Source organism: Halarchaeum sp. CBA1220 (assembly GCF_003721175.2).
GTDB lineage: Archaea > Halobacteriota > Halobacteria > Halobacteriales > Halobacteriaceae > Halarchaeum > Halarchaeum grantii.
In genome coordinates this window covers 1,945,114-1,963,493 of record NZ_CP054707.1, presented here as the reverse complement: position 1 = coordinate 1,963,493, position 18,380 = coordinate 1,945,114, and the positions used below count along the sequence as shown (strand labels likewise).

General features: G+C 70.6%; 24 protein-coding genes and 3 tRNA genes. 10 read left to right on the top strand and 17 right to left on the bottom strand.

Annotated elements, in window-relative coordinates; translation table 11 throughout:
- Nucleotides 1-28 precede the first annotated feature (28 nt).
- The 3 genes from EFA46_RS10460 to EFA46_RS10450 are packed head-to-tail and all read left to right on the top strand — an operon-like array spanning nucleotide 29 to nucleotide 2,212.
- Nucleotides 29-1,102 (top strand): glutamate--cysteine ligase, encoded by a 1,074-nt coding sequence (locus tag EFA46_RS10460; protein ID WP_123076026.1) that lies wholly within the window; start codon nucleotides 29-31, stop codon nucleotides 1,100-1,102.
- A gap of 59 nt (nucleotides 1,103-1,161) precedes the next feature.
- Entirely contained in the window at nucleotides 1,162-1,689 is a 528-nt protein-coding gene (locus tag EFA46_RS10455; protein ID WP_123076028.1) for a winged helix-turn-helix domain-containing protein, read from the top strand.
- A 40-nt stretch (nucleotides 1,690-1,729) separates the two neighbouring features.
- Entirely contained in the window at nucleotides 1,730-2,212 is a 483-nt protein-coding gene (locus tag EFA46_RS10450; protein WP_123076030.1) for a phosphopantetheine adenylyltransferase, read from the top strand.
- 1 nt (nucleotide 2,213) lies between these two features.
- Here EFA46_RS10450 and EFA46_RS10445 read toward each other — a convergent pair whose 3' ends face one another.
- Nucleotides 2,214-2,522, bottom strand: a complete 309-nt coding sequence (locus EFA46_RS10445) for a transcription initiation factor IIB family protein (RefSeq protein WP_123076032.1) — start codon at nucleotides 2,520-2,522, stop codon at nucleotides 2,214-2,216.
- Between the two features lie 82 nt (nucleotides 2,523-2,604).
- On the opposite strand from EFA46_RS10445, the gene EFA46_RS10440 reads away from it, so the two are divergent.
- Nucleotides 2,605-2,689 (top strand) — tRNA-Leu (locus EFA46_RS10440).
- A gap of 22 nt (nucleotides 2,690-2,711) precedes the next feature.
- Here the strand turns inward: EFA46_RS10440 and EFA46_RS10435 are convergent.
- Together EFA46_RS10435 and EFA46_RS10430 are read right to left on the bottom strand one after the other, a co-directional pair.
- Nucleotides 2,712-3,080 (bottom strand): DUF2267 domain-containing protein, encoded by a 369-nt coding sequence (locus tag EFA46_RS10435; protein WP_123076034.1) that lies wholly within the window; start codon nucleotides 3,078-3,080, stop codon nucleotides 2,712-2,714.
- A 41-nt stretch (nucleotides 3,081-3,121) separates the two neighbouring features.
- The gene (locus tag EFA46_RS10430) at nucleotides 3,122-3,529 is read right to left on the bottom strand and encodes a pyridoxamine 5'-phosphate oxidase family protein (protein ID WP_123076036.1); all 408 of its coding nucleotides are present in this window, start codon (nucleotides 3,527-3,529) and stop codon (nucleotides 3,122-3,124) included.
- Nucleotides 3,530-3,639: 110 nt separating this feature from the next.
- On the opposite strand from EFA46_RS10430, the gene dacZ reads away from it, so the two are divergent.
- Both dacZ and EFA46_RS10420 read left to right on the top strand, forming a co-directional pair.
- On the top strand, nucleotides 3,640-4,458 hold the full coding sequence (dacZ, locus tag EFA46_RS10425; protein ID WP_123076038.1) for a diadenylate cyclase DacZ: 819 nt from the start codon (nucleotides 3,640-3,642) through the stop codon (nucleotides 4,456-4,458).
- A complete protein-coding gene (locus tag EFA46_RS10420) occupies nucleotides 4,458-5,234 on the top strand; it encodes a mechanosensitive ion channel domain-containing protein (protein ID WP_123076040.1) in 777 nt (258 codons plus the stop codon). Before dacZ ends, EFA46_RS10420 begins: the two co-directional genes overlap by 1 nt.
- On the opposite strand, the gene EFA46_RS10415 is transcribed toward EFA46_RS10420, so the two are convergent.
- Entirely contained in the window at nucleotides 5,235-5,795 is a 561-nt protein-coding gene (locus EFA46_RS10415) for a DapH/DapD/GlmU-related protein (RefSeq protein ID WP_123076042.1), read from the bottom strand.
- A gap of 83 nt (nucleotides 5,796-5,878) precedes the next feature.
- Here EFA46_RS10415 and EFA46_RS10410 point away from each other — a divergent pair, with 83 nt between their 5' ends.
- Nucleotides 5,879-6,103 (top strand): helix-turn-helix domain-containing protein, encoded by a 225-nt coding sequence (locus EFA46_RS10410; protein ID WP_176969866.1) that lies wholly within the window; start codon nucleotides 5,879-5,881, stop codon nucleotides 6,101-6,103.
- Here EFA46_RS10410 and EFA46_RS16385 read toward each other — a convergent pair.
- The 3 genes from EFA46_RS16385 to EFA46_RS10400 all read right to left on the bottom strand — a co-directional run bounded on the left by EFA46_RS16385 (nucleotide 6,084) and on the right by EFA46_RS10400 (nucleotide 9,773).
- Nucleotides 6,084-6,254, bottom strand: coding sequence for an HEWD family protein (locus tag EFA46_RS16385; RefSeq protein ID WP_193718045.1), 171 nt, complete (start codon nucleotides 6,252-6,254; stop codon nucleotides 6,084-6,086). The two genes, EFA46_RS10410 and EFA46_RS16385, sit on opposite strands and share 20 nt — an antisense overlap.
- An 84-nt stretch (nucleotides 6,255-6,338) precedes the next feature.
- Nucleotides 6,339-8,726, bottom strand: a complete 2,388-nt coding sequence (locus EFA46_RS10405; protein ID WP_123076044.1) for an ATP-dependent DNA helicase — start codon at nucleotides 8,724-8,726, stop codon at nucleotides 6,339-6,341.
- A gap of 39 nt (nucleotides 8,727-8,765) precedes the next feature.
- Nucleotides 8,766-9,773 carry a DUF5784 family protein gene (locus EFA46_RS10400; protein ID WP_123076046.1) on the bottom strand — a complete coding sequence of 336 codons (1,008 nt, stop codon included), beginning with the start codon at nucleotides 9,771-9,773 and terminating at the stop codon, nucleotides 8,766-8,768.
- A gap of 160 nt (nucleotides 9,774-9,933) precedes the next feature.
- Here EFA46_RS10400 and EFA46_RS10395 point away from each other — a divergent pair, with 160 nt between their 5' ends.
- Nucleotides 9,934-11,286: an MFS transporter gene (locus EFA46_RS10395; RefSeq protein ID WP_370529247.1), complete on the top strand. Its 1,353-nt coding sequence runs from the start codon at nucleotides 9,934-9,936 to the stop codon at nucleotides 11,284-11,286.
- Here EFA46_RS10395 and EFA46_RS10390 read toward each other — a convergent pair.
- From EFA46_RS10390 to EFA46_RS10375, 4 genes are all read right to left on the bottom strand, one after another.
- Nucleotides 11,283-12,158, bottom strand: coding sequence for a VOC family protein (locus EFA46_RS10390; protein ID WP_123076050.1), 876 nt, complete (start codon nucleotides 12,156-12,158; stop codon nucleotides 11,283-11,285). The genes EFA46_RS10395 and EFA46_RS10390 overlap by 4 nt on opposite strands.
- A gap of 77 nt (nucleotides 12,159-12,235) precedes the next feature.
- Nucleotides 12,236-12,309: transfer RNA gene (locus EFA46_RS10385), tRNA-Thr, on the bottom strand.
- Between the two features lie 8 nt (nucleotides 12,310-12,317).
- A complete protein-coding gene (locus tag EFA46_RS10380; protein ID WP_176969865.1) occupies nucleotides 12,318-12,830 on the bottom strand; it encodes an N-acetyltransferase in 513 nt (170 codons plus the stop codon).
- Between the two features lie 38 nt (nucleotides 12,831-12,868).
- Nucleotides 12,869-13,426 (bottom strand): CBS domain-containing protein, encoded by a 558-nt coding sequence (locus tag EFA46_RS10375; protein WP_123076052.1) that lies wholly within the window; start codon nucleotides 13,424-13,426, stop codon nucleotides 12,869-12,871.
- 89 nt (nucleotides 13,427-13,515) lie between these two features.
- Between EFA46_RS10375 and udk the strand changes: the two genes are divergently transcribed.
- A complete protein-coding gene (udk, locus tag EFA46_RS10370) occupies nucleotides 13,516-14,151 on the top strand; it encodes a uridine kinase (protein ID WP_123076054.1) in 636 nt (211 codons plus the stop codon).
- Here udk and EFA46_RS10365 read toward each other — a convergent pair whose 3' ends face one another.
- Complete coding sequence (locus tag EFA46_RS10365; RefSeq protein ID WP_176969864.1) at nucleotides 14,152-14,478, bottom strand: DUF5785 family protein; 327 nt, start codon at nucleotides 14,476-14,478, stop codon at nucleotides 14,152-14,154.
- Nucleotides 14,479-14,586: 108 nt separating this feature from the next.
- Between EFA46_RS10365 and EFA46_RS10360 the strand changes: the two genes are divergently transcribed.
- Nucleotides 14,587-15,033 carry a DUF4112 domain-containing protein gene (locus tag EFA46_RS10360; protein WP_123076056.1) on the top strand — a complete coding sequence of 149 codons (447 nt, stop codon included), beginning with the start codon at nucleotides 14,587-14,589 and terminating at the stop codon, nucleotides 15,031-15,033.
- 132 nt (nucleotides 15,034-15,165) lie between these two features.
- On the opposite strand, the gene EFA46_RS10355 is transcribed toward EFA46_RS10360, so the two are convergent.
- From EFA46_RS10355 to aroC, 5 genes are all read right to left on the bottom strand, one after another.
- Nucleotides 15,166-15,248: transfer RNA gene (locus EFA46_RS10355), tRNA-Ser, on the bottom strand.
- 45 nt (nucleotides 15,249-15,293) lie between these two features.
- On the bottom strand, nucleotides 15,294-15,434 hold the full coding sequence (locus EFA46_RS10350) for a rubrerythrin-like domain-containing protein (protein WP_123076058.1): 141 nt from the start codon (nucleotides 15,432-15,434) through the stop codon (nucleotides 15,294-15,296).
- Nucleotides 15,435-15,492: 58 nt separating this feature from the next.
- Nucleotides 15,493-16,251 (bottom strand): DUF2064 domain-containing protein, encoded by a 759-nt coding sequence (locus tag EFA46_RS10345; protein WP_123076060.1) that lies wholly within the window; start codon nucleotides 16,249-16,251, stop codon nucleotides 15,493-15,495.
- A gap of 99 nt (nucleotides 16,252-16,350) precedes the next feature.
- On the bottom strand, nucleotides 16,351-16,983 hold the full coding sequence (locus tag EFA46_RS10340) for a uracil-DNA glycosylase family protein (RefSeq protein WP_123076062.1): 633 nt from the start codon (nucleotides 16,981-16,983) through the stop codon (nucleotides 16,351-16,353).
- Nucleotides 16,984-17,038: 55 nt separating this feature from the next.
- Nucleotides 17,039-18,217 carry a chorismate synthase gene (gene aroC / locus EFA46_RS10335; RefSeq protein ID WP_123076064.1) on the bottom strand — a complete coding sequence of 393 codons (1,179 nt, stop codon included), beginning with the start codon at nucleotides 18,215-18,217 and terminating at the stop codon, nucleotides 17,039-17,041.
- Between the last annotated feature and the right edge of the window lie 163 nt (nucleotides 18,218-18,380).

The window sequence follows — 18,380 nt, the reverse complement described above, 5'->3', positions numbered from 1 at the left end:
AAACCCGGGCCACTCGAAAGCCGGACGAATGACGACGGGTTCGCCGGACGCCTTCACGGACCTCGGGACGCTCGGCGTCGAGGAGGAGTTCTTCGTCGTGGACGAGGACGGCCTCCCGACGGCGGGCAGCGACACGCTCGTCTACGAGGCCGACCCGCCCGAGATTCTGGACGGGCGCATCGACCACGAGCTCTTCAAGTTCGTCGTCGAGACGCAGACGCGACGGCTCGACGGCCCCGGCGAGGTCACGCCGGCGGTCCGGGAGGTCCGTGACGCGCTCCTCGAGTACGCCACCACGCACGGCTACGGCATCTCGGCCGCCGGACTCCATCCGGGCGCGCGCTGGCGCGAGCACGAGCACGCCGAGAAGCCCCGCTATCGCTCCCAACTCGAGCGCATCCAGTACCCCCAACACCGGAACACGACCGCCGGCCTCCACATCCACGTCGGCGTCGACGACGCGGACAAGGCGATGTGGGTCGCGAACGAGATCCGGTGGTTCCTCCCGGTCATGCTCGCGCTCTCCGCGAACTCGCCGTTCTGGAACGGCCGAGACACCGGTCTCGCCTCTGCCCGGGCGAAGGTCTTCGAGAACCTCCCGAACACGGGGATGCCGACCGCCTTCGACTCCTACGCGGAGTTCGACGCCTTCGAGGAGACGATGGTCGAGCACGGGTCGATGGAGGATCGGGGCGAGATCTGGTGGGACGTCCGCCCGCACTCCGCGCACGGCACCGTGGAGATACGCGCGCCGGACGCCCAGCACGACCCGGCGGTCGTCGAGGCGCTCGTCGAGTACGCCCACGCGCTCGTCGTCGACCTCGCGGAGCGCTACGCGGACGGCGGCGAGGGCTACGGCCACCGGCGCGAACTCCTCGACGAGAACAAGTGGCGCGCGACGCGCCACGGCCACGACGCGTCCTTCGTCGCCCGCGACGGCGACGGCACCGTCTCGCTCGGCGACGTCGTCGAGCGGGAGTGCGAGCGCCTCGGCGTCACCGGCATCCGGGACGTCTACGAGCGCGAGAGCGGCGCGGCCTTCCAGCGCCGCGTCCACGAGACCGAGGGCGCGAGCGCCCTCTACGACGCCGTCCGCCTCTAGGTGCGGCGAGCAGGAGCTTTTTACGCGCTCGGGGCTTTCGTTCCCTCGAAGACAACGCTATGTCCGAGGACACACCTGATTCCCCCGAGGGCGAGCGCAGCGCCCGCGACCGCATCGAGGAGGGGGCCGACCGTGCGCGCTCCGGGTTCGACGAGCGCGTCGTCGACATCCTCTCGTGGATGCTCGACACGGAGACTCGCGCGCGGATCTACGTCTATCTCCGCCAGCACCCGTGGAGCACGAGCGAGGAGGTCGCCGAAGGGACCGGGCTCTATCCGAGCACCGTCCGCGAGGCGCTCGCCGAACTCGCCGACGAGGACACCGTCGAGCGCCGCAAGCGCGAGAGCGAGGGCGCCGGTAACAACCCCTACGAGTACACCGCAATCGCGCCGAGCGACCTCGTCGGCGGCGTCGTGGGTGGCGTGCAGGACGAACTGAACACCGTCTTCAACCTCGGCCGGGAGTCCGAACCCGAGAGCCAGCCGGTCCGCATCGAAGTCGAGAGCGGCGACGACGCCGAGGCGGACGACGCCGACGACGGCGCGTCGTCCGAGGAGACGGACGAGGACGGCGCTTCGAGCGCCTGAGAACCCAACGGATAAACCCCGGCACCCCCTCCTCGGGAACATGAACGTTGCGCTGGGCGGGACGTTCGACCCCATCCACGACGGCCACCGCGCGCTCTTCGAGCGGGCGTTCGAACTCGGGGACGTCACCGTCGGCCTGACGAGCGACGACCTCGCCCCGAAGACCCGCCACGAGGAGCGACACGTCCGCCCGTTCGCGGAGCGAAAGCGCGCCCTCGAGGACGAACTCGCGGCCTTCGCCGAGGAGTACGGCCGCGACTACGAGGTCCGGGAACTCAGCGAGCCGACGGGCATCGCCGTCGAACCCCGCTTCGACGCCCTCGTCTGCTCCCCGGAGACCGAAGCGAACGCCGAGCGCATCAACGAGATCCGTCGCGAGCGCGGCCTCGACGACCTCGACATCGAGGTCGTCCCGCGCGTCGAAGCCGAGGACGGCGGCGTCATCTCCTCGACGCGCATCGTCCGCGGCGAGATCGACGAGCACGGCGCGCTCACGCCCGGTAGCACGACTCGCGAGCGGTAGCCTACCAGTCCGGTGGGTCGAGTCCCGCTTCTTCGAGGAGGTCCTTCCAGCGCCCCTGAATCGTGAGTCGCGACACGTCGGCGGCGTCCGCGACGGCGGTCTGCGGGCGCTGATCGCCCGCGACGAGCGACGCCGCGTAGAGCGACGCCGCGAGCGCCGCGCGCTTCGAACGGTCCTCGTCGGGGAGCGTGGAGAGGAAGAGGTCGCGCGCCGTCGAGCGCGCCTCCGCGTCGAGGTCGAGGCGGTCGCTCACGCGCTCGAGCTCTCCCAGCCACTCCGCTTCCTCACGGGCGTCTCCGGCGCGATACACGACTCACGTCACGGGACGCATCGACATAAACGCACGGCGAAGGCGACACGCTCTTAGGTGATTCGGCCGTTCGTCCACGTGCGCACGGGTAGCCAAGCTTGGCCAACGGCGTAGCGCTTAGGACGCTATCCCGAAGGGGTCCGCCGGTTCGAATCCGGTCCCGTGCATCGTTCTGTAGCCGGCGTGCTCTTAGGCGACGCCGAGCGTCCGCGCTCGCTCGTCGGGGAGCGCGTCGGCGACACGCGCCAGTTCGTCGTCGGGGACGGTGTCGCGGAGCGCGCGGAGCGTCGCGTCGACGTAGCCGTCCGCGCGGTCGCGTTCGCTCTCGGCGAGGCCGGCGACGGTGGCGACGCGCGCGGCGAGCGCCTCCTCCACGCCGTCGCCCGAGTCGGCGTCGGTGACGGCGGCCGCGAACGACTCGGGGAGCGATTCGGCGAGCGCGTCGGCGTCGTCAAGGCGTTCGCCGATGGCGACGAGCGTGACGCGAGCGGCGATGCGTGCTTCTCGGTCGACGTCGAAGTCGCCGTGGTGGCGGACGGCGTCGATGAACGCGGACATGCTCGCGTGCTCGGGGCGCCGGCGGGTTCACTCTGTCCCTCTCAGTCGCTCACGTCGGCGACGGAGACGTCGTCCGGGCGGATTTCGAGTATCACGCGCTCGCTCTCGACCGGCGTCGGGTACTCGTCCTCGCCGAGGTAGCGCTGCGTGAGCGCGTCGATGTGTTCGCGCGCGCCCTCGGTCGTCACCGCCTCGACCTCGCCGGTGACCGAGCAGTAGCGGTAGGCGTTCTCGGGGTCGGTCATGCTGACGGCGACCGAGGGGTTTCGCTCAACGTTCTTCGCCTTGCGGCGGTGGCGCTCGGTGTTGACGAGGAGGCGGCCGGTGTCGGCGTCGTGGTCGATCCAGACGGGCGTCGCCTGCGGCGTGCCGTCGGGGTTCATCGTGGTGACGTGCGCGAACGTCCGCTTCTCGAAGAGGTCGTGGAACGACTCGGGGACGGCGTCCATACGCCCGCGTCGTCCGACGCCCGCATAGGCCTTGGGTGCGCGCTGCTCCGCCCGACGCTCGTCAGACGCCGTCACAACCCTTTTCCCGGGTCCCCGAGTCGGTAGACGTAATGGCCGCGCTGAAGGACCTTCTCGGTGATCTCGTGACGGACGTCGACGCGCTGGTGCTGTTCTCGCCCAGCGGGTCGTACTACGAGCGGGCGGTCGAGGCCGTCGGGAGCGAGACGGACCTCGTCGTCGTCGGCGCGGAGAACACGGTGGACGCGGAGTCGTTCGTCGAACTCCCGCTCTCCTTCGCGGAGGTCGCAGAGCGCATCCGCTTCGGCATCGAGGGCGCGCTCGACAACGAGTACGTCGAGGACGGCGACGACCTCGCGTGCGTGACGTCGATGTTCGGTGACGGGGAGGACACCGTCTCGCGGGTGCGCGCCGACGCCCAGCGTCACTCCGGCATCTACGACCTCTTCGTGCACTCGCGCGCGGACCCGGCGGTGATCCGCGACGTCCTCGACGTCGTGATCGAACTCGGTCGCAAGGGCCAGAAGGGCAAGCCCGTGGGCGCGCTCTTCGTCGTCGGGGACGCCGGGAAGGTGATGAACAAGTCCCGCCCCCTCTCCTACAACCCCTTCGAGAAGAGCCACGTCCACGTCGGCGACCCCATCGTGAACGTGATGCTGAAGGAGTTCTCACGCCTCGACGGCGCGTTCGTCATCTCGGACTCCGGAAAGATCGTCTCCGCCTACCGCTACCTCGAGGGGTCGGCGGAGGGCGTCGACATCCCGAAGGGCCTCGGGACGCGTCACATGGCGGCGGCGGGAATCACGCGCGAGACGAACTCGATTGCGGTGGTGTTGAGCGAGAGCGACGGGCTCGTGCGCGCCTTCAAGGGCGGCGAGCTCGTCCTCGAACTCGACCCGGAGGCGTACTGATGCCGGTCGACTGGCTGGCGGTCGTCGCGGAGGACTTCGACTACCTGCTCGCGGCGGCCGTGCTCGTCGTCGGCGCCGTCGCTGGCTATCTCGTCGGACGGGTGAACGAACGGGTGCTCCGCGCGGTCGGCGTCCCGGAGGCCGTCGAGGGAACGAGCGTCGAGCGGGCCGCGCGGCGCTTCGGGACGGACGTCGTCTCGATCCTCGCGCGCCTCTCCTCGTGGGTGATATACGTCGTCGCGGTCGTGCTCGCGCTCGCGGTGGTCGACCTCGTGGTGCTCCGGACGCTCTGGTATCGGCTCGCCGGCTACGTCCCGGCGGTGGTGTTCGCGCTGGCCGTCCTCGTCTTCGGCGTCATCGCCGGCGACAAGGCGGAAGTCGTCGTCGCCGAGCGCCTCCGCGGCGTGAAGGTCCCGGAGATCGGTGTCCTCCCGAGCGTCGTGAAGTACAGCGTCGTCTTCGTCGCGGTGCTGGTCGCGCTCGGCCAACTCGGTGTCGCGACGCTCCCGCTCGTCCTCGTCTTCGCGGCGTACGTCGTCGCGCTCATCGTCTTCACCGCCGTCGCGGCGAAGCAACTCCTCGCGTCGGCGGCCGCCGGCATCTACGTCCTCCTCAACCAGCCGTACGGTATCGGCGACTCCGTGCGTATCGGGGAGATGCGGGGCATCGTCCAGGAGATGGACGTCTTCGTCACGCACGTCGAGGACGACGGCACAGAGTACGTCGTGCCGAACAGCTTCGTCTTCGAGCACGGCGTCGTGAAGGAGCGCGAGTAGTTACGCCTCGGGCTCGCCGTCCGCCGCCTCACCGCCGTCGCCGCGCTCGACCGGTTCGGCGGGGACGCCGACGACGGTCGTCCCCGGTGGGACGTCCTCGGTGACGAGGGAGTTCGCGCCGACCTGCGCGTCGCGCCCGACGGTGACGCCGGGGAGGACGACCGCGCCCGCACCAACCATCGCTCGCTCGCCGATCACGACCTCGCCCGTCCGATACTCGTCTTGGAGGAACTCGTGACAGAGGAGGGTGGCGTCGTAGCCGACGATGGCGTCGTCCTTGAGCGTGACGAGCTCGGGGAAGAAGACGTCGGGCGTGGCTTCGAGGGCGACGGAGACGCCGTCGCCGACGGTCATCCCGAGGAGGCGATAGAGGAGGACTTTGAGCCGGAGGCTCGGCGAGTGGCGCGCAAGGACGATGCAGGCGTAGTTGCACGCGACGCGAAGCGGTCCCTTCGCGTCGCGCCAGTGGCGGAGGGCGTTCTGCGTGCCCGGCGTCGGGTGGCGTTCGAGGCGGTGGTGGCGGCGGTCACTCACGACCCGTGGTTCGACACGCCACGGCATGAAGCCGACGCTCGACCCGAGGATTTCGACAGATGTCGTAGCAGGGATTTATGGTCGTCGTACCCCTTCGTGGTCGTAACGAGATGCAAGCGCGACAGCTGCCGAAGGGACTCCCGGAAACCGTGGAATCGCCGCGTGGGAAACTCGTCTATCTCTATCTCCAGTTCCACGAGGGCGCGACCGTCGACGAGCTCCGCGACGGTCTCGACCTCCAGCGGATAACGCTGTTCAGCGTGCTGAAAACACTCGAAGAACGCGGTGTGGTCGAACGCGACGACGAACGCTACGTTACCGCTCGACCGGCCTGAACTCGCCGGTTACGTCCCAGTTGTGGATACAGGATACTTCTCCCTCGTCACCGTCGGGTACGCGCCACGCGATGACGTCGTCGTCCCATGCTTCTCGTCGCCCGCATCGGACGCAGGACCGTTCGTTCGGCGCACGAATGTTGACACTCATACCCACACGAACGACGCGGACGCATAAAAACGTAACCTTCCCCGGCAACGATTGTCACCCGACGTATCGGGTCCCTCACGGTCGTTAATCCCAGAATTGCTCGAACTGGGGGCCGAGGAACTCCGGCGTCATGCGGACGAACTCAGCGCGCTCCTCCGGACCGAGGTACTCGTAGACGGACCGCGGCGCGCCCTCGGTGTAGCGCTCCCCGACGAAGACGCGGACGCCGCGCTCCTCGCGCCCTCGGACGACGCGCCCGATTGCCTGCCGCGAACGCCGCACCGCCGGGACCGTCAGCGCGTACGCGAAGGCGTTCTCCTCGCCGAACGCGTCCGCGTACGCCCGGCGCACCGCCCGCACGCGCGGCGACGCGACGTTCACGAGGGGGACGCCGACCACCGCACAGCAGTGGAGCTTGTCGCCGTCGTAGTCCACGCCCTCCGTCAGCGTTCCCCTGGTTGAGGTGACGAGCACCTTTCCGGGCCCTCGGAAGAACTCCCGTTTGAGGCGTTCGGTCTCCTCGTCGCTCGAACTCGCGTCCACGAGCACGTCCTTCTCCGTCGCGTCCGCGAGGTAGTCGCCCGCCCACGCCGCCTCCCGGTAGTTCGGCATGCACACCATCACGTTCCCGTGACTGCGCGCGACCGTCCGCAGGACGTAGCGGTACTGCTCGCGCGTCGCGTTCCCGTTCTCGCTCGTCGGCTCACCCCGATTGCGTGCGGTGAACGGCGTCGCCGCCACCGTCCACGACGCCCGGTTCTCCTCCGGGAACGGCAGGTCGTACGTCCGCTCCGTCACCGGGCGCGGCTCCTCGGGGTCGTTTTCGAGCGCGTCCAACCCGACGACCTCGCGGAAGACGCCGATGGGTTCGAGCGTCGCCGACATCAACACCCCGCCCCCCAGGCCCGCGAGCACGTCGCGCACCGCGTCGCCCGGCATGCAGTTGTACATCACGAGCCCCGCCGTGTACTGCGCCTCCCACGGCTCGCCCGTCGGCGCCTCCTGTGGTGCGTGCTCCAGTTCGATTTCGCGGAAGTACGTCGCGTGGTCGCGCTCCCACCAGTTCGTGAACGTCCGCGAGACGGCGCCGACGACCGTCGCGCGCTCCGCCTCCTCCTCCTCGAGGACGTCCTCGACGGCCATCCCGACGTGGACGAGGCGGCGCCAGAAGTCGCCCGTGTACCCCTCGCGCTCCGCCCAGCGCGTCAGGTCGTCGGGCTCGTCCGCCGACGGGTCGCGGAGCGGGAGTTCGACGTCGCGCTCCGGCCACGCTCGACGGCCGTCGAACTCCGCCTCGAGGCGCTCGCCCACCTCGCCCGCGAGCCACGCCGCCACGTCGTCGTAGAAGTCCCGCGCGCGCCGCGCGTCGTCCAGCGTCACCTCGAAGTCCGCGAGGTGCGCGGCGAGTTCCTCCTTCGCGCCCTCGCTCTGGCTCGCCCGCGCCACCAGTTCGCTCACGTCGTTGCGCGCGCGCCGGAGCGACTGCTCGCCCACGCGGTCCGAGAGCAAATCGCGCACGCGCTCCTCGACGCGGTGGGCTTCGTCCACGATGACGAACGTCTCCTCGCCGACGACGCCCTCGATGAGCGGACGCGACTGCGGGTCGAAGAGGTGGTTGTAGTTCCCGACGACCACGTCGGCCTCCCCGAGCAGGACGCTCTGCACGCGATGCGGACACGTCCCCGCCTCGACGGCCGCCGGGAGGAAGTCGTCCGACGTGACGACCGCGTCCTTGCCGGCCGAGAAGTCGACGGGCGACCCCCGATTCCGGCCGTACCAGTCCGCCTCGAACGGGCAGAACAGCGGTTCGTCCTCGTCGAACTCCGCCGGTGCCGACGGCTGCACCGGCACGTACGGCGAGGACGCGCTCGCCGTTTCGAGCGTCGACTGGTCGATTTCCTCGCGCCCGGGTCGCGCGGACTTCGCGAGGTCGCGCGCCCGAACCGGGTCCCACCACGCGTCCTCGAGGTCCTCGTCCGTCCGAATCGCGGTGAGCTCATCGATCTCCTCGCCGTCGTGGCGCGACCCCTCGCTCCCAGCCTCCACGAGGGTCGCCGTCGTCTCCCGGAGGTCCTCGCAGCGCTCGTGCGTCCCGACGTCCGCCGGGAAGACGCCCTCGCGGCCGTACGGGCAGAGGTCGCGCTTCCCGACGAGCGCCACGCTCCGCAGGGGCTCTGCGCTGTCGGCGTTCATCGTCCGCAGGTCCTCGACGAACTGCCGGAGCTGCTGCTTGACGGGCGTGACGACGAGGACGTTCTCGTAGACCCCCTCGTCGAGCAGCGTCGCGGCCGCCGTCAGCGACGCCATCGTCTTCCCCGTCCCGCAGGGCCCCTCCATCGCGAGGTAGCCGTTCTCCCGCCCGGCGTCGATGGCGGCCTCGATGGCGTCCGCCTGGTTGTCGTAGGGCTCCGCGAAGCCGAAGCGCTCGCGCCACGCGGCCTCGCTCTCCGCCCCGGCATCGGCGTCGCTCATTCACTCGACGTGGGGCCTACTCGCATTTGAGGGTGCGGATTAGAATTCGAGGTCGAGGGGCACCGCGCCCTTCGTGTAGCCCTCGACGTGCCCGTCGGGGCGGACGCGGAAGACGACGGCGGGCCGATGTTGGACCTCGGGCTCCTCGGCGAGGAGCGCCGCCCAGTCGTCGTCCGGGAAGCTCGAGCAGTCCACGAAGAGCGTCGCGCCGCCGCCGTGCTCGGCCAGCTGGCCGTCGCCGTTCGCCTTCGTGTTCACGGTGTCCCGGATGGCGGCCGCCGGCGTCCCCGCCGACCGGCGGTTCGGCGGCAACGGGCGCGTCACCTCCACGAGGTACGCGTCGTCCTCCTCGGGGCGCTCGGCACGGAAGTCGAGCGAGTGGCCGGTCGCCACCTCGATCTCGGGGGTTATCTCGTAGCCGGCCTCGTGGAGGAGCCACGCGGCGTCGAACTCGCCCATCGCCGCCGCCGTCCGCGTCAGGTCGAGGTACTCGGAGGTGCCGAGCTTCCCCGCCATCACGTGCCGGTCCTCCTCGAAGACGCCGGTCTTCAGGAAGTCGTCGTAGAAGGCGAGGGCGTCCTCGCGGTCGGCGTCCGGGAAGCCGGCGGCGTGCTCGCGGAAGAACTCCCGGGAGGTCTCGCGGCCGTCCTTCGAGTAGAACACCGGGAGGAAGAACCACGAGAGGTACGTGTACTCGCTGAGCCACGGCGCTTCCTCGTGGAGGCCGGCGAGCAGTTCGCGCTGGGCCCACCGCGACACCTCGAAGGGCGCCTCGGCGAACGTGCATTTGTCGGTGCGCCAGAGCGCGCTCGGCGTCTCCGTGTTCCCGAGCCAGTACGCGCCCGCGCCCGTCTCGTCGTACGCGAAGAGCGCGAGGTCGCCGTTGTCCATCTCGAAGCGCTGCGCCGCGTAGCCCGGGGGCGCTTTGAACCACGGGCTCGTCGCCGTCGCTCCGATGTTGTCCTCAAGGTCGGCGAGGAGCTGCGAGCGGACGCGCTCTGCGGACCACGTCTCCTCGGAGTGCCGAAATCGGAGCGGATGTGCCACACGCGGTGTAGTCCGTCCCGCGATTTACGTCTTCCGTCGCCCCGAGAGACCGCGACGCTCGCGATGACGCCCGCCTCGGCGAGCGCCGCGACGGCGGCGCCGTGGGCGCGGCGGCCGCCGAGCGGACGCCGGCCGCCCGCCTCCTCGTTTCCGGGGGTTTTTGGCGCCGACGCTCCGAGCACTCGGCGTGTCTCAGAACGCGAGCGACCGCTGGCTCTACGCGTGGGCCGGCGCGAACGTCGCCATCGGTGCGATCTCCCTGCTCGTTCCGCTCTTCGTCGTCGGCCTCGGCGGGACCGCCTTCGACCTCGGCGTCCTCTGGTTCGCGACGTCGGTCGCGATGGTGCCGGGCGCGCTCGGCGTCGGCGCGCTCGTCGACCGCACGGGCCGCCACCGCCCGTTCGCCCTCGCCGGCCTCGGCGGCATCGCCGTCGCCACCGCGGTCCTCCCCCTCCTCGACGGCGTGCTCGCGGTCGTCCTCGTGGACTCCGTCCTCTGGCTCTGCGTCGCGAGCGTCAGCCCCGTCTTCACGACGCTCGTCCTCGCCGACACCAGCGCGCGCGAGTGGAGCGGCCGCATCGCCCGCCTCAGCAAGTATCAGGGCTACGGCTGGGCGGGCGGCCTCGTCCTCGGCGCGGTCTGGACGCGCGCCGTCGGCGGCTTCCTCGACCCGCTCGCCGTCCAGCGCTCCCTCCTCGTCGTCTGCGCCGGCCTCCTCGTCGCCGCCACGCTCGCCGCCGCGCGCTGGCTCCCCCGCGCCGCCGACGCCCCCGACGCCGAGGACTTCGGCCGGCGGCCCCGCGCCCTCCGCACCGCCCGGGGCGCGCTCAGCCCGCTCCTCCCCGGGCGCCTCGTCTCGCTCGCGCGCACCAGCGACCCGCGGTCGCTTCTGGACGGCGTCTCGCGCCCGCTCGCCGTCTACCTCGCCGCCGTCTCCGTCTTCTTCGCCGGCTTCAGCGTCTTCAGCGCGCCGCTCCCCGACTTCCTCGCGGGCGTCGGCTTCGGCGACGACGCCGTCTACGTCCTCTACGTCGTCTCCAGCCTCTCCTCGGCCGCGTTCTACGTCGGCGCGGGCGCGCTCGCCGACCGCTACGACATCCGCCGCCTCCAGTCGGGCGCGCTCGGCCTGCGCGCGCTCGCCTTCCCCGCCGTCGCCGTCGCCGCGTACGCTCTCAGCGCGCCCTCGCTGACGAGCCTCCTCGGCGTCGCCCTCCTCAACGTCGCCGTCGGCCTCTCGTGGGCGGTCATCGCCGTCACCGCGAACACGCTCGTCGCGCGCTACGCCGCTCCCGGCCGACGCGGCGCCGCCCTCGGCCTCTACACCGCGCTCTCCTCGGGCGCCGGCGGCATCGGGGGCCTCCTCGGTGGTTGGCTCGCCGCCCGCACGGGCTACCTCCTCACTTTCGAAGTCGCGGGCGCGCTCGTGCTCGTCGGCGGCCTCGTCGTCTTCGGCCTCCGCTGGCTCGCCCCCGAACAGGCGAGCGACGCGAGCGCGCCGGCGAGCGCCGACTAGTCTCGCCCAGCGCCGTCCGCGTCGACCACGAGACGGAGCCGGATGCCGTCCGGGTCCGTGACCTCGACGACATCGTCGTCCCGCTCAACGACGCGCTCCGCTGGCAGGCGCTCGCGGGCGGCCGCGACGCTCGCCGCGTCCGGATACGCGAACTCGACCCACCGCAGGCCGCGCGCGGCGCTGTCCGCTGGCGCGCGGCGGGACTGCCACGTGTTGCACGCGACGTGGTGATGGTAGCCGCCCGCCGCCGCGAACACCGCGCGCTCGACGCGCTCCTGGACCGCGAGGCCGAGCGTCCCCGCGTAGAAGGCCTCGGAGGCGTCGAGGTCGCGCACTTCGAGGTGGACGTGCCCGACGTCCGTTCCGTCGGGCAGCCCGCCCCCGACGTCCGGCGCGTCCGCGGCGAGCGCGGACAGGTCGAGCGGGCGCGTCCCCATGGCCGGCGTCCCGTCCGGCGAGCGCGGCCACTCCGCTCGCGGGCGGTCCCGGTACACCTCGATGCCGTTCCCCTCCGGGTCGCGGAGGTAGAGCGCCTCGCTCACCCCGTGGTCGGACGCGCCGCTCAACGTATGCCCGCTCTCCCGAACGCGCTCGAGCACCGCCGCGAGCGCGGGCCGGTCCGGGACGCGTATCGCGACGTGATAGAGCCCTGCCGCCGCACTCGGGCGCGCCGGCGCGTCGGCGTCCTCGACGAGCACCAGTCGCGTCCGGTCGCCCGCGCGCAGTCGCGCTCGCCCGTCCGCGCGCTCGACGGCGAACCCCAGTCCGTCCCGATAGAACGGTAGCACGGCGTCGAGCGAACCGACCGTCAACGCCACTCGCCCGACGTGCATCCCGGCCGGCGCCGCGTACGCCTCGCTCTCCGAGTCCATACGGGTCGATACGAAAACGAGCCACCTCGGTGTTCGGGTGCCGGCGGGCGTCGCGCGGAACCCGGTTGGAGGGGGGAAGCCAAGGGAGGGATTTGAACCCTCGAATTCTCGATTACAAATCGAGTGCTTGAACCGCCCAAGCTCCCTTGGCGCGAGTCGTCATTCGTCGCCCTCCTTTGTTTGCGTATCGCTTTCCGCCGGTTTCTCCATGACGTAGCGCTGGACGGCGTAGCCGCGCGACTCGTAGAGGGCGCGAGCGCGGTCGTTCCCCGCCATCACGGAGATCGCGAGGACGTCCGCGCCGGCGTCGCGCAGGTCGTCCTCGGCGGCGTCGATGAGCCGCGAGCCGATCCCCGAATCCCGATAGCCGCTCTCGACGTAGACGTTGTCGACGACGCCGCGCTCGGCGTCCTCCGCGTAGAGGCCGCTCTCGACGTGGTACATGACGAAGCCGACGGGGGCGTCGCGGACGGGGTCGCGCGCGACGAAGACGCGCTCGGTGGCGACGTACTGCGAGAGGACGTCGCGGGCGGTCGAGCGGTTCTCCTCGGCGAGGAGGTGGGTGTCGTGGGCGCGCTGGTCGGCGACGAGCGCGACCCAGAGGTCGACGAGCGCGTCGAGGTCCTGCATCGTCGGCCGGTCGACACGGATGCTCGCGGAGGGACGCGCCATCGTCGGAGACTGCCGTTCGGTCGACTTAGGTCCGTCGTTCAGTACTGGTGGCAGTCCGCGCAGACGAGCTGGCCGTTGACGTTCGTGAGCGACTCGGCGAGCCCGCCACAGACCTCGCAGACGCTCTGTGCGGAGAACCCGTCCGCGAGCGCGTCCCGGTCCCGGTCGTCGGGGGGCCCGCTTTCGAGCGTGACGCCGTCGGCGTCGGGGACGCGCTCGACGGTGGCGCGTGACGCCGTGGTGACGTCCCGGACGGTGACGACGCCGATGAGGCCGCTGCCGTCGGCGACGAGCAGGTGGTCGCGGTCGGTGCGCCGGAGCGCGTTCGCGGCGTCCGCGAGCGTCGCCTCGGGTCTGAGCGTCGTCGGCGGGTCCGCCATCGCGTCCCCGACGGTGACGTCGTCGACGTCGTCGGCGGCGACGTGGTCGAGGACGTCGCGCGCGCTCAGGAAGCCGACCGGGTCGTCGCCGCGCAGGACGACGGCCGCGCCGGCGTCGTTCTCTCGGAGGAGGGCGACGGTCTCACGGAGGCCGTCGCTCTCGCCGACGCCGACGAACTCACGGGACATCACGTCGCGGATCGGGACGGGGGTCATGGTTCCAGGTATCACACCACACGGTAAAAGCGTGTCCCCCGGGAACGAAACCGAGTCGTTCAAACGCCTCTGGCGGGTTTAACACGGCGATGACAACGCCGTCGTTCGCCATCGGTATCGCGGGCGGTACCGGGGCGGGGAAGACGACGCTCGCACGCGAGATGGTCGACGGGCACGCCGACGCGGTCACGCTCATCCCCATCGACAACTACTACGACGACCTCGGCCACCTGCCCTTCGAGGAGCGCGCCGAGGCGAACTACGACCACCCCTCGGCGTTCGAGTGGGAACTGCTCCGCGAGCACCTCGACGCCCTCCTCGACGGCGACGCGGTCGAGATGCCCCAGTACGACTTCACGGAGCACCGCCGCACCGAGGAGACGGTGCACGTCGAACCGACGGACGTCGTCGTCCTCGAGGGTATCTTCGCGCTCTACGACGACGTCATCACCGCCTCCCTCGACCTTCGGGTCTACGTCGAGGCCGACGCCGACGTCCGCATCCTCCGCCGCATCGAACGCGACGTCGTCGAGCGCGGGCGCGACATCGAGGACGTCATCGAGCAGTACCGCGCGACCGTGAAGCCGATGCACGAGCGCTACGTCGAACCGACGAAGAAGACCGCCGACATCGTCGTTCCCGAGGGTGCGAACGGCGTCGCTGTCGACCTGCTCGCGGAGAAAGTGCGTGCCGAATCGACGGCCGGACTCGGCCTCGACCGGTAGTTACTCGCCGCCCGGGTGGTAGTCCCAGAGGTCGCCCGCGCGCATCCCCTGCCCGACCTGCTTCCAGAAGTCGACCTTGTCCGAGTACTCCTCGGCCTCGACGTGCTCGAAGATGTCCGCGACGGAGACCACCGTCTCGTAGTTGATGCGGACGGGGTCGTCGCCGTACTCCGCGACGAACGCCTCCTTCTGGAGGGGGAAGTCCTCGTCCTCCTCGACCTTCTTCGAGAGGACCGCCATCCCGTACTTGCGGCCGCCCTCGCTCCCCTCCTCGCCGTCCGGATCGTGGGGCCAGTCGCGCCCCGACTCGTCGTACATGTCCTCCATACGGAGACGTGCGGTAGGGGTACCCAAAACGGTTACTCTCCACGGACGCGACCCGCCCCGTCCCCGACCGTCATCAGCGTTTTCCGTCCGGCCGCGGCACTAGCGACTATGACCGACGCACGAGGACGCGACCTCACCGAGGCGTTCGACGCCAGCATCGACGACCTCCCCGACTCGGTCGACCGCGACGCCGTCGAGCGCATGCGCGCCGTCGCGTACGTCCTCGACGAGAGCGTCCGCGTCCCCGGCACCGACTTCCACGTTGGCGTCGACCCACTCGTCAGCGCCGTCCCCGTCGTCGGCGACGCCCTCGGCGTCGGCCTCTCGCTCTACGTCGTCCTCGAAGCCGCGCGCCTCGGCGTCTCCTACACGACGCTCGTCGAGATGCTCGCGAACGTCACCATCGACGCCGTCGGCGGCTCCGTCCCGTACGTCGGCGGCGTCTTCGACGCCGTCTGGAAGGCCAACAAGCGCAACCTCGAACTCGTCCTCGACGACCTCACCGACGCCACCGACGAGGGCGAGTGGACGTCCGTCGAAGTCACGCGCGAGTGAGCGCGACGGTCGGCCGCCTCGGAGAACTTGATGGGAACGGCGAGGCTGGGATTCGAACAGCGTCGGACTCGCCGCGCTCGTCCGACTGGCTCGAATCCCACACGATACTCGCCTCATAGAACGCGATGGGAACGGCGAGGCTGGGATTCGAACCCAGGAGGCTGAATGCCACCGGTTTTCAAGACCGGCGCGTTAGGCCGCTCCGCCACCTCGCCGCGCACTCGACTGGTGGACGCGCCGGCCCCTAAGCGCTGTCGGTTCTACAGGTCGCGCTCGCGCCCGAGGCTACGGAGCGCGCTGCCACAGTCCGGACAGACGCCGCCGCTCGGGTTCTCGACTCGCGCGCCACACGCGAGGCACTCGTACTCCCGTGCGCCCTCCACCTCTACTGTTGGCCTCATGTTCACACATAACGTGGTATAGGGCTATAATTGTTCGCCCTGTTCTAGCATACTGCCCTCAATCACGGACGAGAACGCGCTTTCCACTACGTTCGGTGATGTACACGGGGAGGTCGGCGAGGAACGCGGCGGTGTGCGTCGGGACGCCGCGCCCGGCGCGACGGCGCGCGTCCACGCACGCGAGGAGCGTGCGGAGGTCCGTGGGCTCGTGGACGGCGACCGACTCCGGGAGGAAGTCGACGTCGAGGCCGGCGTCCCGAGCGCGCGCCGCCAGCGTGTCGACCTCGGGGACGGCGTACGCGCCCGCGAAGTCGATGGGGTCGGCGAACGCCGCGTAGTAGACGCGGCCGTCGCTCGCGGGGCCGAGCACCACGTCGCGCCGGCGGAGCTTCATCGCCGCCGAATCGAGGTTCTTCCGACCCAGCAGGGGCGCGACGGGGTCCGCGACCGCGACCGACGACGCCTCCTCGCGCTCGAGGAGGTGGGTGACCGTGTTGCCGACGCGCGCGTCGTAGCTCGAGCCGACCTGTACCTCGAAGCGCGTCTCCTCGAGTTCCTCCTCGTCGAGCGCCTCGGCCGCGAGCTCGCGCACCGCCTCCTCGCTCGGCTTCGCGCGGCGATGCGGCTCGGCGAGGAGGTCGTCCGGCCGATAGTTCACGAGGAGGTCGCCGCCGCTGTCCGCGCCGGCGCGCAGGAGGTCCTTCGCCATCGCCCGGTAGAGGTCGACCACCTCGGCGGGCGTCAGAACGCTGTCCGCGAGCCCGGGGAGAACGAGGCCCTCACGAGGCGGATCGAGCATGGCGACGAGAATCGTCATACCCAGGCGTCGGCGTCGCGCGGCCTTCAAAGCACGCCTTCCCGGACCGCCGCCGTCCCCGGCCGCGTCGGCCGCCTCTCGGCGCTCTCTCGCCCGCGTCTACCGCCCGCGTCGCCCCTTCGTCTGCCGGTAGTCCGTCTCGAGGAGGTCGAGGAACGACGTCACGAACGCGTCAACCTGCTCCTCGGTCATCGCCGCCGGGTGGACCATCGGGAACAACTCGAAGCCCCGGCCCCGGATGCGTTCGGCGTGATGCTCGACGACGTCGAGGTCCGCGACGGGCGTCGTCGTGTACTCCTCGCCGATCTCCGCGAGCGCGCGCTCGCCCACCGGCACGATGACCTCGGGGTTGATCATCCGCAGGTCCGCGTTCAAGAACGGCTCGCAGGTCGCCACCTCCTCGTCGCGTGGCGGACGCTCCGGGTGGTGACACCGGGTCAGATAGGCGAGGTACGCGTTCTCGATCTCCGGCTCCTCGCTCTCCGGGAGCGAGTGATTCAGCCCGACCTGCCCGAGGATGTCCTGGAAGCGCTCGCCCACCGCGTCGCCCGTGAACGGCACGCCCGTCCGCTCGGCGGCCGCGCTCGGCGCCTCGCCGACGAAGACGAAGTCCGCGCTCACGTCGCCGTAGCCGTGGACGACGCGCTCGCGGACGTCACAGAGCCCCTCACAGTTCCGACAGTCCTCGTCCATCCCGAACGGGTTGTACCGCGTCTCCTGTGCCGCGTCCATCGACTCACGAATCGTGGCGCCCCGGCAAAGGCGTGCCGGCTCGTCTCTTCGACGCCTACTCGACCTTCGTCTCGGCGTCCTCGGGGTCGTTCTCCGGGCTCGACGGGTGGTAGTCGGTGTCGTACTCGCCGGGCCGGCCGTCCATCCGGTCGGGGTTGATGCGCCCCGAGAGGAGCATGAAGTCGAGGACGGTCAGCCGACACATCGCCTCCACGACCGGCACGCCGCGCGGCGGCAGAACGGGGTCGTGGCGGCCGATGACCTGCGCGGTCTTCTCCTCGCCCGTCTCCCAGTCCACCGTCGTCTGCTCGGACGGAATCGACGTCGGCGCGTGGAGCGTCAGCTCGCCGTAGATCGGCTGTCCGGTCGTGATGCCGCCCTGTAGGCCGCCGTGGTCGTTCCCGACCGGCGTGGGGTCGCCGTTCTCGTCGAACGTCCAGTCCTCGTTGCGCTCGCTCCCGCTGTACTCGCGGGCGTCGCGGCCGAGGCCGAACTCGAACGCCGTCGAGGCCGGCACCGACATGAGGGCCTGCCCGAGGCGGGACTCCACGCTGTCGAAGCGCGGCGCGCCCAGCCCTCGCGGTACGCCGCGAATCTCGAAGTAGATGGAGCCGCCGATGGAGTCGCCCGCCTCCTGGTACTCCTCGATGCGCTCCTGCATCGCCTCTGCGGCCTCGGGGTCGGCACAGCGCACGTCGTTCTCCTCGGTGTTCTCGAGGATCTCCTCCCACGACACCTCGTCGGCCTCGATGTCGTCGATCTGGTTCACGTGCGCCTTCACGCGCACGCCGTGCTCTCGCAGGACCTTCTTCGCGATGGCGCCCGCCGCCACCCAGTTCACCGTCTCGCGCGCCGACGAGCGCCCGCCGCCGCCCCAGTTGCGCGTCCCGAACTTCGCGGAGTACGTGAAGTCGCCGTGCGAGGGTCGGGGCGCCGTGATGAACGGCTCGTACTTCCCGGAGCGCGCGTCCTTGTTCTGGATCGTCAGCCCGATGGGCGTCCCCGTCGTGTAGCCGTCCTGAATCCCCGACTGGATGGTCACCTCGTCGGGCTCGCCGCGCGACGTCGTGATCATCGACTGCCCGGGCTTGCGCCGGTCGAGTTCGTACTGGATGTCCTCGGCGTCGAGCTCGAGGCCGGCGGGCACGCCGGAGACGGTCACGCCCATCCCCTTCCCGTGGCTCTCGCCGTACGTCGTCACCTGAAAGAGTCGCCCGAAGCGATTCCCGTTCATTACCACCGACTTCGACGGCCCGAGGTTAAAGGCCTTGCACAACGCGCAAAAACGGACCGGGTCCGGGCGAGCGTTTATCCGGCGGAACGCCGCGAACGCGCCGCGTGCCCTGAGGAGTCGCCCGGAGCGGCCCCGCGAAACCCGCCGGCCGTCCGCTCCGTTT

What these genes read in the sequence shown, in the direction of transcription:
- EFA46_RS10460 (WP_123076026.1), top strand. Translation starts at nt 29, where the DNA reads ATGACGACGGGTTCGCCGGACGCCTTCACGGACCTCGGGACGCTCGGC.
- EFA46_RS10455 (WP_123076028.1), top strand. Translation starts at nt 1,162, where the DNA reads ATGTCCGAGGACACACCTGATTCCCCCGAGGGCGAGCGCAGCGCCCGC.
- EFA46_RS10450 (WP_123076030.1), top strand. Translation starts at nt 1,730, where the DNA reads ATGAACGTTGCGCTGGGCGGGACGTTCGACCCCATCCACGACGGCCAC.
- EFA46_RS10435 (WP_123076034.1), bottom strand. Translation starts at nt 3,080, where the DNA reads ATGTCCGCGTTCATCGACGCCGTCCGCCACCACGGCGACTTCGACGTC.
- EFA46_RS10430 (WP_123076036.1), bottom strand. Translation starts at nt 3,529, where the DNA reads ATGGACGCCGTCCCCGAGTCGTTCCACGACCTCTTCGAGAAGCGGACG.
- dacZ (WP_123076038.1), top strand. Translation starts at nt 3,640, where the DNA reads ATGGCCGCGCTGAAGGACCTTCTCGGTGATCTCGTGACGGACGTCGAC.
- EFA46_RS10420 (WP_123076040.1), top strand. Translation starts at nt 4,458, where the DNA reads ATGCCGGTCGACTGGCTGGCGGTCGTCGCGGAGGACTTCGACTACCTG.
- EFA46_RS10415 (WP_123076042.1), bottom strand. Translation starts at nt 5,795, where the DNA reads ATGCCGTGGCGTGTCGAACCACGGGTCGTGAGTGACCGCCGCCACCAC.
- EFA46_RS10410 (WP_176969866.1), top strand. Translation starts at nt 5,879, where the DNA reads ATGCAAGCGCGACAGCTGCCGAAGGGACTCCCGGAAACCGTGGAATCG.
- EFA46_RS16385 (WP_193718045.1), bottom strand. Translation starts at nt 6,254, where the DNA reads ATGAGTGTCAACATTCGTGCGCCGAACGAACGGTCCTGCGTCCGATGC.
- EFA46_RS10405 (WP_123076044.1), bottom strand. Translation starts at nt 8,726, where the DNA reads ATGAGCGACGCCGATGCCGGGGCGGAGAGCGAGGCCGCGTGGCGCGAG.
- EFA46_RS10390 (WP_123076050.1), bottom strand. Translation starts at nt 12,158, where the DNA reads ATGGACTCGGAGAGCGAGGCGTACGCGGCGCCGGCCGGGATGCACGTC.
- EFA46_RS10380 (WP_176969865.1), bottom strand. Translation starts at nt 12,830, where the DNA reads ATGGCGCGTCCCTCCGCGAGCATCCGTGTCGACCGGCCGACGATGCAG.
- EFA46_RS10375 (WP_123076052.1), bottom strand. Translation starts at nt 13,426, where the DNA reads ATGACCCCCGTCCCGATCCGCGACGTGATGTCCCGTGAGTTCGTCGGC.
- udk (WP_123076054.1), top strand. Translation starts at nt 13,516, where the DNA reads ATGACAACGCCGTCGTTCGCCATCGGTATCGCGGGCGGTACCGGGGCG.
- EFA46_RS10365 (WP_176969864.1), bottom strand. Translation starts at nt 14,478, where the DNA reads ATGGAGGACATGTACGACGAGTCGGGGCGCGACTGGCCCCACGATCCG.
- EFA46_RS10360 (WP_123076056.1), top strand. Translation starts at nt 14,587, where the DNA reads ATGACCGACGCACGAGGACGCGACCTCACCGAGGCGTTCGACGCCAGC.
- EFA46_RS10350 (WP_123076058.1), bottom strand. Translation starts at nt 15,434, where the DNA reads ATGAGGCCAACAGTAGAGGTGGAGGGCGCACGGGAGTACGAGTGCCTC.
- EFA46_RS10345 (WP_123076060.1), bottom strand. Translation starts at nt 16,251, where the DNA reads ATGACGATTCTCGTCGCCATGCTCGATCCGCCTCGTGAGGGCCTCGTT.
- EFA46_RS10340 (WP_123076062.1), bottom strand. Translation starts at nt 16,983, where the DNA reads ATGGACGCGGCACAGGAGACGCGGTACAACCCGTTCGGGATGGACGAG.
- aroC (WP_123076064.1), bottom strand. Translation starts at nt 18,217, where the DNA reads ATGAACGGGAATCGCTTCGGGCGACTCTTTCAGGTGACGACGTACGGC.